This window comes from Phycobacter sedimenti (assembly GCF_038148855.1).
Classification (GTDB): domain Bacteria; phylum Pseudomonadota; class Alphaproteobacteria; order Rhodobacterales; family Rhodobacteraceae; genus Phycobacter; species Phycobacter sedimenti.
Window position 1 is genome coordinate 140,889 of sequence record NZ_JBBVGR010000004.1, and the last position, 14,972, is coordinate 155,860.

Below are 14,972 nucleotides of genomic sequence, written 5' to 3' on the forward strand. Positions count from 1 at the left end.
TCAGGCGGCCATGCTGGTTTTAATGCCCCAGTTGCGTTGTCGTTACTCATACAGACCTAGTTCTGCAACGGCGACCAGGCCGGATCGGAGGCGCCATCGGGCGTGCGCACCGGTTTGAGGTTCCGCCCCGAGATGTCCACCGAGTAAAGCAGCGCCCGGCCGCTCGCCCCTTGGGTTTCGCGGGTGAACATGATCACCCGCCCGTTCGGCGACCAGGTCGGCCCTTCATCCAGGAAAGATGCGGTCAGAAGGCGTTCCTCGCTGCCATCGGTGCGCATGACACCGATGTGGAAGCGGCCCTTGTTCTGCTTGGTAAAGGCGATGAGATCCCCGCGCGGCGACCATACAGGGGTGCCATAGCGGCCCGCGCCAAAACTGATCCGTTTGGCCGCGCCGCCCGCCGCGGGCATCACGTAAAGCTGCGGCGCGCCCGATCGGTCACTTTCAAAGACGATCTGGCTGCCATCGGGAGAAAAGGAGGGCGCGGTCTCGATCGAAGGCGCCGTGGTCAGGCGCGTGCGCTGGCCGGTGGCAATGTCCATGGTGAAAAGATCGGTATTGCCCCCTTGCGACTGGGAATAGACCACAGTGCGCCCATCGGGCGAAAACCGCGGGGCAAAGCTCATGATGCCGTCATCCGTCGACAGGATCCGGCGCTGGACTTTTCCCACATCCAGCACGTGGATCTGCGGGAATCCGGTCTCGTAACTGGTGTACAGCACCCGGTCGCCGGTAGGCGAAAACCGCGGCGCCAGCACGATGGCATCGCTGTTGGTCAGATACTGCACATTGGCGCCATCAAAATCCATGATCGCCAGCCGTTTGCGGCGGTCGTTCTTTGGGCCGGTTTCCGAGACAAAGACCACCCGGCTGTCGAAATAGCCGCCCTCGCCGGTGATCCTGCTGTAGACCGCATCGGCCACCTTGTGCGCCATGCGCCGCCAGCCATCCGTGGTGCCGGAGAATTGCAGACCTCCCCCCAGTTCGTTTTCGGCAAAGACGTCATAAGCGCGGAAGCGGACGGTCAACTGCCGCCCATTGACACTGACAGCCCCGGCGATCAGCGCCTGGGCATTCACCGCCTTCCAATCTGCGAATTTTACCGGATCGTCAAAACTGGTGATTTTCGAGATATGCGCCGAGGCGGGCACCTCGCGGAACAGACCCGTACCGCTGAGGTCGGCCGCAACCACCCGTGCGATCAAAGAGGCGTATTCGGTCGCCGCCGCATCATCGGAGATGAAGTCGGGCACTGCATAGGGCAAGGGCTCGATCACACCCTGGTCGATCTCGATCCTGAGCGGCCCTCCGCTTTGTGCCGCAACGCTGCCCGCCGTTATCAGGGCCGCAACGCACAAGGTCAGGCCGTAAAGAGCCAGGCGTGCCGGGTAGGTCCTCATTTGATCCGCATCCTTTCGGGATTGAATGTCATCTCAATATCACGCCAGTGGGCGTATTTATCAGGGGGAAGTTGAAATCCTCGTGAACCGCAGCGGATTATTGCCCGCCGTGCGGCCTCGTAGGCCTGTTTTGCAGCCGCCGCCGACCCGCCGGTGCTCGACAGCATCCGGATGGAACCCGCATCGGGCTTACCATCCTGTGCGAGGCTGACACCGACCACAACGGTCGTGCGCAGGGCGTCCGAAGAGAGCGATCCGACGTTCCAGCATTGCGAGACGGCAACGCGCAAGGCGTCCTTTTCCCCGCTGGTCAAAGGCGGTCCGGCAGGCTCGGGAGCCTCCACATCAGCGCCACCCGCAAGCGCAGCCGCCAAAGCGTCTTCGACCGCCGAGCGTTCGACCGGGGTTTCGGCCTGCGGCTGTTGCGGGGCGGTCTCGACCGTCCGCCGCTCGGGGCGGCTTTTGGGTCGCACCGACTGGGTCGGCGCGGTGACCACCTGCTCCTCGGCCTGATTTTCTTCCGTCACGATGCGGTCTGTTGCCGCCTCGGGGGCAGTGGCTTCCTGCACCTCCTGCGGGGCTTCGGCGCCCTCCTGCGGGGCGACCTCAGGCTGGACGACGTCACCCACCGCCACATCGGGTTCCGGTGGCGCCACAGGCACGGGGGCGACCCGATCCACCGGGGGCAGCTGCGGCGCTTCCGGTTGCGGCGGCAGGATCACCGCCGTCTCGGGGGGCGTTTCGACCTCTGGCGGGGCATCCGGCACAGTGGGATCGGGCTGCCCCTCGGGCACATCCTCAACCACCGGATCCGGGGTCGGCTCCGGCAGTGGCTCGGGGCGCTTCGGGGGCACCTCCGGTTCGGGGCGAGGCACAGGCGGGACAGAGACCTCGGGCGCGGCGCTTTCCTCTGGCGGTGCCAGCACGGTTGCATCCGGCGCCACCTCTGGTGCCTGTCGCTGCTGGCTGAGGCGGGTGAATTCCTCGGCGGAAATCAATGAGACCTCCTGCACCTCGAAGGGCGCAGGGTCAGGCTGGAACCAGCCGCCAAGCGCGGCCCAACCCAGCAGGAGCCCGTGCCCCGCAAGAGAGATCTTGGTTCCGGTCTGCACGTGCCGTGCCCCCGCCTATTGATCCGCGCCGCCGCCGGATGCGCCAGAGGCTGTACCATCCAGCGCCGGGCCGCCCGTATCTGTGACCAGGCCCACATTGGCAAAACCGCCCGCATTGAGCGCGCCCATCACCTGCATGACCTCGCTGTAGGCAATCGCCCCATCAGCCCGCAGGAAAATCCGGTCGGAGGTGCGTTCGGCCGCAATCGCGCGCAGTTTGGCAACCAGTTCGGCGCGCGGCACCGATGTGGTCTGGATCTGGATGTCACCACCCGCCGTCATGGTCACCGTCAGCGGCTCTTCTTCATCGCCCGGCAGCGCGCCCGCCGCCGTTTTCGGCAGCTCGACCGGCACACCGACGGTCATCAGAGGCGCGGCCACCATGAAGATGATCAGCAAGACCAGCATCACGTCCACGAAGGGCGTGACGTTGATCTCGGCCATCGGCTGCGCGCGGCCGCGGCGACGTCCACGGCGGCGCCCGCCGCCGCCCGATGCTTTTTGCTGAACCGCAGCGCCCATGGCTCAGGAATCCAGCTGGCGGCTGAGGATGGTTGCGAACTCATCCGCAAAGGCTTCGTAGCTGCCGAGGATCCGGTCGCTGTCCGCGCTCAGCTTGTTGTAGAAGATCACCGCCGGGATCGCCGCAAGCAGGCCGAGCCCCGTCGCCAGAAGCGCCTCGGCAATGCCCGGGGCGACGACGGCGAGATTTGTGTTCTGCTGCTCGGCAATCTCGATGAAGGCATGCATGATACCCCACACGGTGCCAAACAGGCCGATGAAGGGCGCGGTGGAGCCGATCGAGGCCAGCACCGGCAGACCCGCTTGCAGGCTCTCGGCCTCCTTGGCGATGGCCACGTCCATCGACCGGTCGATCCGCGCCTGTGCACCGGGGATCAAGCCGCCGTCGCTGCGGTGGCTGCGGCGCCATTCGGCCATGCCGGCGGCAAAGATGCGTTCGGACTGCCCTGCCGGGTCCGGGCCCAGCTGGTCGAACAGTTCGTCCAGCGGATTGCCGGACCAGAAGGCCGCCTCAAACGCCGCCGCGTCGGCCCGCGCTTTGCGATAGTTGATCAGTTTCTGAAATATGATGCCCCACGACCATACCGAGGCGGCAATCAGCATCAGCATGACCAGTTTCACGGTGATGGTGGCCCGCGCGAAAAGGCCCCACATGGAGAAATCAATCTCCTGCGCCAGCGCCAGAGTTTCTGCTTCCATTAGCCTGCTCTATCGTTTCCGGCCGTCTGTTCGCGGCCTTGTTTGATGCAACGCTAGCTCAAATCAAACCGAAAAGCCAATGAAACAGGCGTGACAGCGCCCACAGCCTAGAGCAATGCGCGAATCTCTGCCGGCAGACGCGTCGGACGACCATCCGCCGCGCTCACGCAGACCGCCGTGACAACCGCCTTGAACAGGGGCGCGTCGCCGCGGCGCACCAGCTGACGCATGGTCAGGCGTGCGCCGGTCAGCTTTTCCACCTCGGTTTCCACCATCAGTTCATCCTCGAACTTGGCAGGCAACAGGTAGTCCGCCTCGATCCGCTGAACCACCCAGATGATACCCGCATCGCGCATAGCATTCTGATCGTTGCCAAGCTTTCGCACCCAGTCGCTGCGCGCCCGTTCGATGTAGCGCAGGTAATTCGCGTGATAGACGATCCCGCCCATGTCGGTGTCCTCGTAATAGACCCGTACCGGGAATTCATGCGTCATGTCCTGCCCTTTCTCTGCTGCGGGCACCCTAGGGCCAGGTGTTTGGGGCAGCAAGCCCTGTGGGCCTAGTCTGTGTCAGCGCCCGTGAAGGGATAGTCCGCAAGGATTTCGTAGCGCGCACCGTCAGCATCGAGGGTCGACCGATAAAGCGCCATCCGGTCGATCGGCAGCTCGGGCATGGCGTAGTCCCCGTGCGCCTGGAGGAAGGCCCCCAATCGGCGTGCCTGGTGTTCCGGCATGTCCCGGCCAAAGCGGGCCAGGGTGATATGCGGACGGAAACGTTCGCGGGGAAGGTCGATCTCCGCCCGCTCCGCCGCCCGCCGCACCTGATCGCGCAGCCGGGCCAGGGCCGGCTCGGGCTGAACGGCCGCAAAGAGAATGCGCGGCCTGCCTCCGCCAAAAAGATCGAGCCCCTTGATGCACAGGCTCAGGGGCATGGCCTCGATCTGTTGCAGCTCCTGATGCAAGCGATGCAGCACGCGTTCGGGCTGTTCATCCAAAAAAGCCAGCGTCAGATGCAGGTTCCCCGCCGGAACAATTCGTCCCACAGGGATGCCCTGCTGAAGCCGATCCAGACCATCGAGGGCATCCTCCGGCAGGGGCAGACCGACAAAGGCACGCATCGCCCCGCCCTACTGGATCCCGGCGCCGGGCGCCGACGCCTGCAGCCGCGCATAAAGGCGCAAGGCATGAGAGGCATCACCCGCCGCCACCGGCATCATCCGATCATAGGCGGCCGCGATCACCCCGGCGATCTCGGGGCGCAGGATGGTGGCACCGGTCTCAGGCAGCACCGCCAGCGGAGATTGTTGGGAAAAGGCGTGATCCCCCCACATCAGCATGACCTGCACCGCCTGGGTGAGGGCAAGCGTTTCAGCAGGCATCTTTGCCAGATCCCCCGACATGCGCAGAAACACAAAGGCCGCGCGGATACCGCCCTGCTCGTCAAACCGGAAGGCGCGGTACTGACTGGCATTCGCGTCCTTGAGCCGTGCAGTCAAAGGGGCAAGATCCGGGATCAGACGGTCCAGATCGGGCACGGCAAGCAGCTCATCCCACTCGCGAAAGAAGAAGACCATGAGGTTCGTGCCAAGCTCGGGGTCGGTTTCCGCCATCTGGTGCCCGGCAAGGGTCACCACCGCCTCAAGCGCCCCTTTCAGGATCCTGAGCGTCTCATCCTCAACCCCAAAGACGATGGGCGCAATGGGACGCCCCCAGCGCGCGAAGGCGTAGGATCCATCCTTGCGTGTGAACAGCGTTTCGATCTGATCCGGCGTCAGGTTCAGTGTCATGAGAGCGGCTCCATCGCAAGTGTGTCGACTGTTGAGCGCGTCTATGCCGCTCTCGAAACCAAACGGCAAGGGGGCACTCCCGCGCCCTCAGGTGCATCGGCTGCGCCGAAACCCCTTGGCGGCCTTGGGTCCGGCGCCGCTGACGCGGCGCGGCCGCATCAAGACCCATCTGCCCTTTTCCGGGTCAAGGGCCGCGCATGCGGCCACGCGGCACGCGTGGTTTACCCTTGAGGCGGCAAAGGGCTAAATACCCTTGCAATGGTGCCTCAAGGTGCAGACCTGCCCCTTGAGGCACCTCTCAGCAAATTCCCCCCGCCGCACCGGCGGCGCCTGGCCCAACGGAAGCGCGGCATCTTCGATGCCGCCGCGACGGGCGGGAGACTATCCTCATTTGGAGAACAGGTCGCTTTGCGATTTGGGCGGCGCCAGGCCCAGATGCGTCCAGGCCTTCTGCGCCAGCATCCGCCCGCGCGGGGTGCGCTGGATCAGCCCCTGTTGCAACAAGTAGGGCTCGATCACCTCCTCCAGCGCATCGCGGCTTTCGCTGAGCGCAGCCGACATGGTCTCGATCCCCACCGGGCCACCCGCATAGTTTTCGGCAATCAGTCGCAGATACCGCCGGTCCGCCCCATCAAGACCCAGGTTGTCCACCCCAAGCCGGGTCAGCGCCCCGTCGGCCAACTGCCGGGTGATCGTTCCATCGCCCTCGACAACCGCAAAGTCCACCACGCGGCGCAAGAGCCGCCCGGCGATCCTTGGGGTTCCCCTTGCGCGCCGCGCGATCTCTCGTGCGCCAGCATCATCCGCCGGGGCACCCAGCTTGCGGGCATTGCGGCTGACGATCTCGTGCAGCTCATCCACCGTGTAAAACTGCAGCCGGGTCGGAATACCGAAGCGATCCCGCAGCGGCGTGGTCAAAAGACCCATGCGCGTGGTCGCACCGACCAGCGTGAAAGGCTGCAACTCGATCCTGACCGTACGGGCGGCGGGGCCTTCACCGATCACCAGGTCAAGCTCGAAATCCTCCATTGCCGGATACAGCACCTCTTCCACCGCCGGATTCAGCCGGTGGATCTCGTCGATGAACAGCACATCGCGGGCCTCGAGGTTGGTGAGGATCGCCGCCAGATCGCCGGCCTTGGCCAGAACCGGCCCCGAGGTCATACGGAAATTCACGCCAAGCTCGCGCGCCACGATCTGTGCAAGCGTTGTCTTGCCAAGGCCCGGGGGCCCGTGAAACAGCGTGTGGTCCATCGCTTCGCCCCGGCGACGGGCGCTTTCGATGAAGACGCGCAGGTTGGCGCGCGCCTCGGCCTGACCGATGAATTCGGATAGACCCTGCGGTCGCAGGGCGCGGTTATTTTCCTGTTCGCTGTCTTCCGGCAGCGGCGCGGGGCGCAGGGTTGGGTCCGAGTCGATCATCCAATCGTCACCCCTTCGGCGCCAGCAGACGCAGGGCGGCACGGATCAATTCCGCCTCGCCGGCCTCGGGATTGCCGCCTGCGGCCTCGGCAACGGCGGCTGCGGCCTCCGAGGGGCCATAGCCAAGATTTCCAAGCGCCGAAAGCGCCCCTGCAGAGGCCGCTGCGGCCCCGGTCGGCGCCTTGGGCCTGGACGGTCTTGCCTTCTTGGGTGCGGGTGCCGTCTCGGCTGGCTCCACAACATCCGCAAGGGACGGCCCGTCCATCGCCTCGGATACCGTACCGCCCATGGCCATGACGCCGGGCGCCTTGTCCTTGAGGTCCAGTACAATGCGCTGCGCGGTCTTGGGGCCGACGCCCTTGGCCGCCTTGACGGCCGCCCAATCGCCAAGCGCAATGGCACGGCTCACCCCATCCGGCCCCAAAGCGCCCAAGATGGCGAGCGACACCTTGGCCCCGACGCCCTGCACCGAGGTCAGCAAGCGGTGCCATTCCTTCTCCACGAGCGAGGGAAAGCCATAAAGCTGCATCAGGTCTTCGCGCACCAACAGTTCGGTATAGAGCGCCACGGGCTCCCCCACGCCGGGCAGCGCCGCAAGTGTGCGATCCGAACAATAGACGATGTAGCCAACCCCGCGCACATCGATCAGAACGTGATCCGGCGCGCGGTATTCCAGCCGTCCGGTCAGCTTGCCGATCATGCGCCCACCTCTTTCAAGACCCGTTGGTTCGAGCCCCCGTAATAGGCGTGGCAGATGGCGATGGCCAGAGCATCGGCGGCATCCGCGCCCTTGGGGTTACACCCGGGCAGCTGCAGCTTGACCATGTGCAGGATCTGACCCTTGTCCGCGTGCCCCACACCAACCACCGTCTTCTTTACCCGGTTGGGCGCGTATTCCCCCACAGGCAGCCCGGCCTTGGCCAAAGTCAAGAGCGCAACACCCCGCGCCTGGCCCAGCTTCAGAGTCCCGGCACCATCCTTGTTCACAAAGGTCTGTTCGATGGCTGCCTCGTCGGGGCAGTACTCGGCGATCACCTCGCTCACCTGGTTGTGGAGCGACAAGAGCCGTTCGCCCAGATCGTCCCCATCCGAATGGCACAGCCCGTTGGCCACATGAGACAGGCGCGTTCCGTGCGATTCGATCATCCCCCAACCCAGGGTTCGCAGCCCCGGATCGATACCCAAAATTCGCATATCCGATCCATCCCTGCTCGTTTGTTAGAATTGTTTTGAAAAGGGCTAGCACAAAAGGCGAACATGTCCAAACGCTTTTGAGAGGCAGTCCGGCTGCAAGAGCGGTATGGCAGTCGCAGATGCGGCTCAAAAACGCCGCCTTGACGTCCGGACGCGACAGATTTGCCAAACCTTTGCCACGAAGGCGCGATCTCCCTTGTTTGCAAGGGGATAAGCTATGCATTTTCGGCACAGAGCCATGCAAAAATCGATCTTGCTGCGCGGATTTTTCATCTCTACCTGCCGAATACCGCGCTGGTCCTTTTGGCCAGCACAGATACGGAAACATACACCAAAGAGGACACGGATATGGCTGCACTCGACACCACCCGCACCACCTATGGCTCTGTCGGCCTGTTTGGCCGTATCGGAAGCCGTTTCAACACTGTTCTGGCAGCCGCCGTTGCCTGGAACGACGCCCGCGTTACCCGCAATGCCCTTGAGGCGCTCAGCGACCGCGAGCTGGCCGACATCGGCATGTGCCGCGGCGATATCGACGACATTGCAAACGGCAAGTCCCGTTTCTAACGCCCCCCCACTCACAGACGGTCTGACTGCTGCCCACTTCCCTCGGGGTTGCAGAAAACAACGCCGCAGCCCTATTTCAGGCTGCGGCGTTTTGTGTTCTGACGGTGGTGTCCAGCGTCCGGCCGGTTCAGGCTGCGTCGACCTGTTTTTGTGATAGCGCCTGCGGCCTTGGACGCTTCAATGAATTTCAGTGAATATAGGGACGAAGCTTGTGGCCTATGAAAACCGAGATCGGCTCCGGCTGCATCACGATGGCCCCTGCGCGCTCTATGGCAATCCCCTGCGACAGCTCAGTCAATCGCGCCTCGTAGCTGGCAAAGCCCAAAGCCGCCATCACGAATCCCTTGAACAGGAAGAAGAAGCCCAGGAAATACACTACAGCGCGCGGCGTCACCCACACGCGCGCCTTAACCGGTTTACGTGGCTCTACCACGATAAGACCATCCGCCCCCACATGCGCAGAGTACCCGGATGTCATGGCGCTGTGCTTGTCCTCAAGACGTCGCAGGCGCGCACTGAATTCTCGATGCTGTTTGCTCATACCATGAGCCCCCCGAACTGGCCCCCACCAGCGGATATCTCATCATGCGACCGAATTGTGGCAAGTTTAGGGCAGTTCCCTAAAATTCGTACCAAAATTGGCTAAATCAGCCGTCTTTCCGAAGCAGCAGCGTGGTCCATTCGCCAATCTCGTCGCGACGCTGCAGTGCAAGACCGTTTTCGGCGTAGACATCGATCACCGAGTCGGCCTGCTCGTTGAGGATGCCCGACAGGATCGCATAGCCCCCGGCGCGCAGATTGGCTGCAATTTCGGGCGAAAGCGCCACCAACGGTCCTTTGAGAATATTTGCAAATATCAGATCGTAGGGCGCGGCCGCCTTGAGATCCGCATGATCGAACCCGGCCGCCTCCAGACAGGTCACCTGCCCCGCCATGTCATTGGCCTTGAGGTTGGCCTCGGCCACCTCGACGGCGACCTCATCAATGTCGCTGGCCATGAACTGCCCGTCCCAGACACGCGCGGCCGCCATCGCCAGAACCGCAGTGCCGCAGCCGATGTCGGCCACCTTGGTGCCAGTGAAGCCGGTATCAATCAGGTGATCCAGCGCCTTCAGGCAGCCCAGGGTGGTGCCGTGGTGGCCGGTGCCGAATGCCATGGCCGCCTCGATCAGCAGCGGGATCTTACCCTCGGGCACCTTGTCCGCGTCATGGCTGCCGTAGACAAAGAACCGCCCGGCCTCCACCGGGGCCAGTTCCCGGCGCACATGAGCAACCCAGTCGGTTTCCGGTAATTCGGAGACGGCAAAGGGTTTGGACTCGTGCATCGTCGCCAAGAGGGCGAGCCCCGCCTCGTCCGGGGCCTCGGTGAAGTAACCACCGACCTCCCACAGGCCCGATCCGTCCTCGACCTCGAAAACGCCAACGCCGGTGGGTTCGGGCGTCAGACGCTCCATCGCCGCGCCCAGCGCCTCGGCTTTGGCTTTTCCGGTGAGGGTGGTCAGGGCGGTGAAGGTGGGCATGGCGTCTCTCCAGGGATTACTGACATGCGCCTAGGCCGCGCGGGGCGCGGCGTCAAGCATTAGCGCGGATGATGGCCCTACTCTGCCGGGGCGGCGGGCAGATACTTGGAGAACACCGTCTCATTGCCCGGCTCCGGATGGCGCGGGATCAGACAGGCCAGCGCCAGCGACACCAGCGCCATGCCCGCCGCCAGACCAAAGACCGCACCGGGCGAGATCACCCAGAGCATCCCCAGAAGAACCGGCAGGAAAACTGCGGCGATATGGTTGATGGTAAAGGCGACGGCAGCGGTGGGCGCGATATCACCAGGATCCGCGATCTTCTGGAAATAGGTCTTCAGCGCCAGCGCCAGCGCGAACAACACATGATCCACAACGTACAGCGTCGCCGCCAGCAAAACGCCCCAGCCAAACCAGTAGATCCCACCGTAAAGGGCAAAGACGATGGCAAGCCCCGCATATTCGAAGATCAGTGTGCGCCGCTCGCCAAAGACAGCGACGAACCGCCCCAGCAGGGGCGCAGCAGCCATGTTGATCACCAGGTTGATCAGGAACAGCGCCGTCACCTCGTGGACGTCAAAGCCGAACTTCTCGACCATCATGAAGCCGGCGAAGACCACGAAGATCTGCCGCCGCGCGCCTGCCATGAACTGCAACGCGTAGTATAGCCAGTAGCGGCGGCGCAGGATCAGCTTCTTGACCTGCGGATGCGGCGCCTCGAACTGCGGGTAGACCATGAGGCAAACAAAGGCGAGCAGCGTCGTTACCCCGCCTGCGGTCATGAAGACCACATTGTAGCTGAGGTTCAGCGGCTCCCACAGAAGCACGATCAGCCCGTAGACCACCAGCGTTGCGGCCGATCCCGCCGCCAGAAGCCAGCCCAGGATCTGCGGTGCGCGCGCCTTTGGCAGCCACTGCAGTTGCAGCGACTGGTTCACCGTCTCGTAGTAGTGAAAGCCGATCGAGGACAGCATGGTGATGGTCAGGATCCCGCCGAGCGACGGGAACCAGGCCGTGAACGCCGTCGCCGCGCCCAGCAGCATCAAGGACACCAGCCCCAAGACCTGCTCACGCACCAGCATGATCACCGCGATCACCCCGATGGCAAGGAAGCCGGGAATCTCGCGCACAGTATGCAAAAGGCCGATGTCGGCGCCGTCGAAATCCGCAACCTCGATCACGAAGTTGTTGAGCAGCGCATTCCACGCGTTGAAGGCAATCGGCATGCACAGCGCCATGACAAACAGCAGCGTGGTCGGGCGGCGCCAGCGCGGCAGATCGCGCGCAGTCTCTATCGGGATCGGCTTGAACATAAGACCAGCCTTTAAGCCCCTTTCTGCCGTCTGGCGAGGGCAAAACAGCCCGCGCACAACTGATCTGCATCAATGCGCGCCCCATCAAACGCACATATCAGGATGCTTGCATGGATCAGGAGACGCGCAATGGATCTGGTATCACTCGTCGAACGCATCGGAGAGGCCCCGACGGCGGCCCTGTTCGGTCTGGCCACAGGGCTGACCTTTGGCATTGCCGCCCAGCGCTCGCGGTTCTGCCTGCGCGCAGCCACCGTGGAATTTGCCCGCGGGCGGATGGAGGACAAGGTCGCTGTCTGGCTTCTGACCTTTTCCACCGCCGTGGTCTGGGTGCAGGCGGCGCAGCTTCTGGGACTGATGAATGCCGCCGATGCGCGCATGATGGCGGTCCCCGGCAGCTGGTCCGGCGCGGTGATTGGCGGCCTTCTGTTCGGCGCAGGCATGGTGCTGGCGCGGGGATGTTCAGGGCGCTTGCTGGTCTTGGCGGCCACCGGAAACCTGCGCTCCGTCGTCTCAGGACTGATCTTTGCCGTTGTCGCGCAGATGAGCCTTGCGGGCGTCCTCTCGCCGTTGCGCGACAAGCTGGCGGCGCTTTGGGTGACCTCGGGCGGGCGCAACATGGATCTGCTCGCAACGCTCGGCCTGCCCGAATGGGGCGGTTTGGCAATGGGGCTGGCGATTGCCGTTCTGGCGCTCTGGCTGTCGCGCAGGAACCGCATTGGTGCGGCGCGGCTGATCTTTGCCTCGGGCGTGGGTTTTGCCGTCGCCATGGGCTGGGTGCTGACCTACGGGCTCAGCCTTGTGGCCTTTGACCCGGTGCAGATCGAAAGCGCCACCTTCACCGGCCCCTCGGCCCATACGCTGATGTTCTTCCTCGACCGCAACGCCATCCTGGAATTCGATGTCGGCCTTGTCCCCGGCGTTTTTATCGGCGCGATGATCGCCGCCGCCTTTGCCGGAGAGATGAAGATCCAGGCCTTTGACGGTCCCGTTACCATGCGCAAGGCCATGATCGGAGCCGCGCTGATGGGCTTTGGCGGCATGCTGGCGGGTGGCTGCGCCATCGGCGCGGGCGTCACCGGCGGGTCGATCTTCGCCGGAACCGCCTGGCTGGCGCTGTTCTGCATGTGGATCGGAGCCATGGTCACCGATCTGCTGGTTGATCAACGCGCCGAACGCGCCCTTGCGTAAGGCTGCCTTCAGAAAAAACTCTGCGGGTCGATATCGACGCTGAGCCGCAAATCGCCTTTCAGCCGTAGCGGCGCGATCCAGCGGGCGATCGCCTCCTGCAGGGGCGCGCCCTTGGCAGCTTTGACCAGCATCCGCACCCGGTGGCGCCCCCTTATGCGGGCGATGGGCGCGGGCGCGGGCCCGAACAGCTGCGCCCCGATCTGGCGCAAGGCGCCGTCGTTGCGCGCCAGTGTTTCGCCCAGTTCAAAGACCTGCGCCAGATCCGGCCCCGACAGGATGATCCCAGCCATCCGGCCAAAGGGCGGCACCCCGGCGGCCTGCCGCTCGGCGGCCTCAGCCTTCCAGAAGGCTTCCTCGTCCCCGGACAGGATCGCGCGGATCACCGGATGCTCGGGCTGAAAGGTCTGGAGCAGAGCCTCACCGGGCTTTTCCGCACGCCCCGCACGCCCGGCGACTTGCCGCATCAACTGGAATGTCCGCTCAGCCGCGCGCAGGTCCGAGCCTTGCAGGCCCAGATCCGCGTCGATCACACCCACAAGGGTCAGATGCGGGAAGTTGTGCCCCTTGGCCACCAACTGCGTACCAAGGATGATATCGGCCTCTCCCGCCGCGATCTCCTCGATGCGCTGTTTCAGCGCGCGGGCGGAGCCGAACAGATCCGAACTCAGCACTGCGATACGTGCCTCGGGAAACAGCGCGGCGGCTTCCTCACCCAGCCGCTCAATCCCCGGACCAACCGGAGCCATCTTGCCCTCGACCTGGCACGACGGGCAGACCTCGGGAACCGGTTTCGTCTCGCCGCACTGGTGGCACATCAGCCGCTTCAGAAAGCGATGCTCCACCATGCGGCTGTCGCAGTGATCGCAGGCCACCTGCGCCCCGCAGGCCCGGCAGATCGTGACCGGCGCAAATCCCCGGCGATTGAGGAACAACAGCGACTGCTCGCCGCGTTCAAGCCGCGCCTTCATGGCGAATTTCAGCGTCGGAGAGATCCAGGTCGCGGGCAACAGATCCTCACTGCGCATGTCCACCGCGCGCATTTCGGGCAGAACCGAGGCGCCAAAGCGCGAGGTCAGATCCAGCCGTTTATACTTCCCGGCCTCCGCATTGGCCCAGGTCTCAAGGCTGGGCGTGGCCGAGGCCAGCACCACCTGCGCCGAGCACATGGCCGCGCGCAGCACCGCCATGTCACGCGCGTTGTAAAGAACGCCATCCTCCTGCTTGTAGGAGGTGTCGTGTTCCTCATCGACGATGATCAGCCCCAGATCGCGAAACGGCAGGAACAAGGCCGAGCGCGCCCCGATCACCAGCTGCGCCTTGCCCTGCCCCACCATGCGCCAGACCCGGCGCCGTTCGGTCATGGTGGCGCCGGAATGCCACTCCGCCGGGGTGGCCCCGAACCGCGCCTCGACCCGTTTCAGGAACTCCGCCGTCAGCGCGATTTCCGGCAAGAGGACCAGCGCCTGACGCCCCGCGCGCAGGGCTGCCGCCACAGCCTCCAGATAGACCTCGGTCTTGCCCGACCCGGTGACGCCTTTCAGCAGCGTGGTGCCATAAGCGCCGCCTTTGACGCCCTCCTCCAGCGCGGCCGCCGCCGCCGCCTGATCCTCGGTCAGTTCCTTGCCGGGCAGATCGGGATCGAGATGCGGATAGGGCAGATCGCGCGGCGTCTCTTCCTCGCGCAGGGCGCCCTGTTTGACGAGCCCCTTCACAACCGATGGGGTGACGCCCGCCATATCGGCCAGCTCTTTCGGCGTGAAGGAGAGGCCGCCGTATTCCTCGATCGCCTCCAGCACACGGGCGCGGGCATCCGTCATCCGGTCGGGGTCGCAATCCCCCCGTCGCAGGATCTTGCGCATCGAGGGCGGATCGGACAGCCCCGGCGCGCGGCTCGCCAGCCGCAGCATCGCAGGCATCGGTGTCAGCGTGTAATCGGCAGCCTTGCCAAGGAAGGCGCGCATCTCGCCGCGCATCGGCGCCACGTCCAGCACGCGGGTCACGCTGCGCAGTTTCGACGAATCAAAATCCCCCGCACCCGGCCCCCAGACAACGCCCAGAACCTTGCGTGGCCCCAGCGGCACCTCCACATAGGCGCCAAGGAAACAACCGCCTTCGGGCGCGCGGTAATCCAGAAGCCGGTCAAGGGGTTGCGTGGTCAGCACCGCCACCCGCTCTCCTGCCTCGAAATACTCCTGTCCGCTCACCGCCGCCTACCTTCCGCCCCGGCACCGCACCGGGGCTTTTTA

16 protein-coding genes are annotated in these 14,972 nt (G+C 64.5%); 2 read left to right on the forward strand and 14 right to left on the reverse strand.

All coding sequences use genetic code 11. The annotated features are described in order from the left end of the window. Positions 1–56: 56 nt before the first annotated feature. The 10 genes from tolB to ruvC all read right to left on the reverse strand — a co-directional run bounded on the left by tolB (position 57) and on the right by ruvC (position 8,135). Positions 57–1,400, reverse strand: coding sequence for a Tol-Pal system beta propeller repeat protein TolB (gene tolB, locus AADA15_RS08645; protein ID WP_341641155.1), 1,344 nt, complete (start codon positions 1,398–1,400; stop codon positions 57–59). Next, positions 1,397–2,512, reverse strand: a complete 1,116-nt coding sequence (gene tolA, locus AADA15_RS08650) for a cell envelope integrity protein TolA (RefSeq protein WP_341641156.1) — start codon at positions 2,510–2,512, stop codon at positions 1,397–1,399. The genes tolB and tolA overlap by 4 nt, the downstream gene beginning before the upstream one ends. Positions 2,513–2,527: 15 nt before the next feature. Then, the gene (gene tolR, locus AADA15_RS08655) at positions 2,528–3,034 is read right to left on the reverse strand and encodes a protein TolR (RefSeq protein WP_341641157.1); all 507 of its coding nucleotides are present in this window, start codon (positions 3,032–3,034) and stop codon (positions 2,528–2,530) included. Positions 3,035–3,037: 3 nt separating this feature from the next. Continuing rightward, positions 3,038–3,733: a protein TolQ gene (gene tolQ / locus AADA15_RS08660; protein ID WP_341641158.1), complete on the reverse strand. Its 696-nt coding sequence runs from the start codon at positions 3,731–3,733 to the stop codon at positions 3,038–3,040. 107 nt (positions 3,734–3,840) lie between these two features. Then, the gene (gene ybgC / locus AADA15_RS08665; RefSeq protein WP_341641159.1) at positions 3,841–4,227 is read right to left on the reverse strand and encodes a tol-pal system-associated acyl-CoA thioesterase; all 387 of its coding nucleotides are present in this window, start codon (positions 4,225–4,227) and stop codon (positions 3,841–3,843) included. Positions 4,228–4,292: 65 nt separating this feature from the next. Then, the gene (thpR, locus tag AADA15_RS08670) at positions 4,293–4,850 is read right to left on the reverse strand and encodes an RNA 2',3'-cyclic phosphodiesterase (protein ID WP_341641160.1); all 558 of its coding nucleotides are present in this window, start codon (positions 4,848–4,850) and stop codon (positions 4,293–4,295) included. Positions 4,851–4,859: 9 nt separating this feature from the next. Next, on the reverse strand, positions 4,860–5,519 hold the full coding sequence (locus AADA15_RS08675; protein WP_341641161.1) for a hypothetical protein: 660 nt from the start codon (positions 5,517–5,519) through the stop codon (positions 4,860–4,862). 387 nt (positions 5,520–5,906) lie between these two features. Beyond that, positions 5,907–6,941 carry a Holliday junction branch migration DNA helicase RuvB gene (ruvB, locus tag AADA15_RS08680; protein WP_341641162.1) on the reverse strand — a complete coding sequence of 345 codons (1,035 nt, stop codon included), beginning with the start codon at positions 6,939–6,941 and terminating at the stop codon, positions 5,907–5,909. Positions 6,942–6,948: 7 nt separating this feature from the next. After that, entirely contained in the window at positions 6,949–7,641 is a 693-nt protein-coding gene (gene ruvA, locus AADA15_RS08685; protein ID WP_341641163.1) for a Holliday junction branch migration protein RuvA, read from the reverse strand. Further along, positions 7,638–8,135, reverse strand: a complete 498-nt coding sequence (gene ruvC / locus AADA15_RS08690; protein ID WP_341641164.1) for a crossover junction endodeoxyribonuclease RuvC — start codon at positions 8,133–8,135, stop codon at positions 7,638–7,640. Before ruvC ends, ruvA begins: the two co-directional genes overlap by 4 nt. Before the next feature lie 348 nt (positions 8,136–8,483). Here ruvC and AADA15_RS08695 point away from each other — a divergent pair, with 348 nt between their 5' ends. Then, entirely contained in the window at positions 8,484–8,702 is a 219-nt protein-coding gene (locus tag AADA15_RS08695) for a DUF1127 domain-containing protein (RefSeq protein ID WP_341641165.1), read from the forward strand. A gap of 187 nt (positions 8,703–8,889) precedes the next feature. Here AADA15_RS08695 and AADA15_RS08700 read toward each other — a convergent pair whose 3' ends face one another. From AADA15_RS08700 to AADA15_RS08710, 3 genes are all read right to left on the reverse strand, one after another. Further along, a complete protein-coding gene (locus AADA15_RS08700) occupies positions 8,890–9,243 on the reverse strand; it encodes a hypothetical protein (RefSeq protein WP_341641166.1) in 354 nt (117 codons plus the stop codon). Positions 9,244–9,349: 106 nt separating this feature from the next. Then, on the reverse strand, positions 9,350–10,222 hold the full coding sequence (locus tag AADA15_RS08705) for a 50S ribosomal protein L11 methyltransferase (RefSeq protein WP_341641167.1): 873 nt from the start codon (positions 10,220–10,222) through the stop codon (positions 9,350–9,352). Positions 10,223–10,299: 77 nt separating this feature from the next. Then, positions 10,300–11,535 (reverse strand): MFS transporter, encoded by a 1,236-nt coding sequence (locus AADA15_RS08710; RefSeq protein WP_341641168.1) that lies wholly within the window; start codon positions 11,533–11,535, stop codon positions 10,300–10,302. 129 nt (positions 11,536–11,664) lie between these two features. Here AADA15_RS08710 and AADA15_RS08715 point away from each other — a divergent pair, with 129 nt between their 5' ends. Next, positions 11,665–12,726, forward strand: coding sequence for a YeeE/YedE family protein (locus tag AADA15_RS08715; protein ID WP_341641169.1), 1,062 nt, complete (start codon positions 11,665–11,667; stop codon positions 12,724–12,726). Positions 12,727–12,734: 8 nt separating this feature from the next. Here AADA15_RS08715 and AADA15_RS08720 read toward each other — a convergent pair whose 3' ends face one another. Beyond that, on the reverse strand, positions 12,735–14,930 hold the full coding sequence (locus tag AADA15_RS08720) for a primosomal protein N' (RefSeq protein ID WP_341641170.1): 2,196 nt from the start codon (positions 14,928–14,930) through the stop codon (positions 12,735–12,737). Between the last annotated feature and the right edge of the window lie 42 nt (positions 14,931–14,972).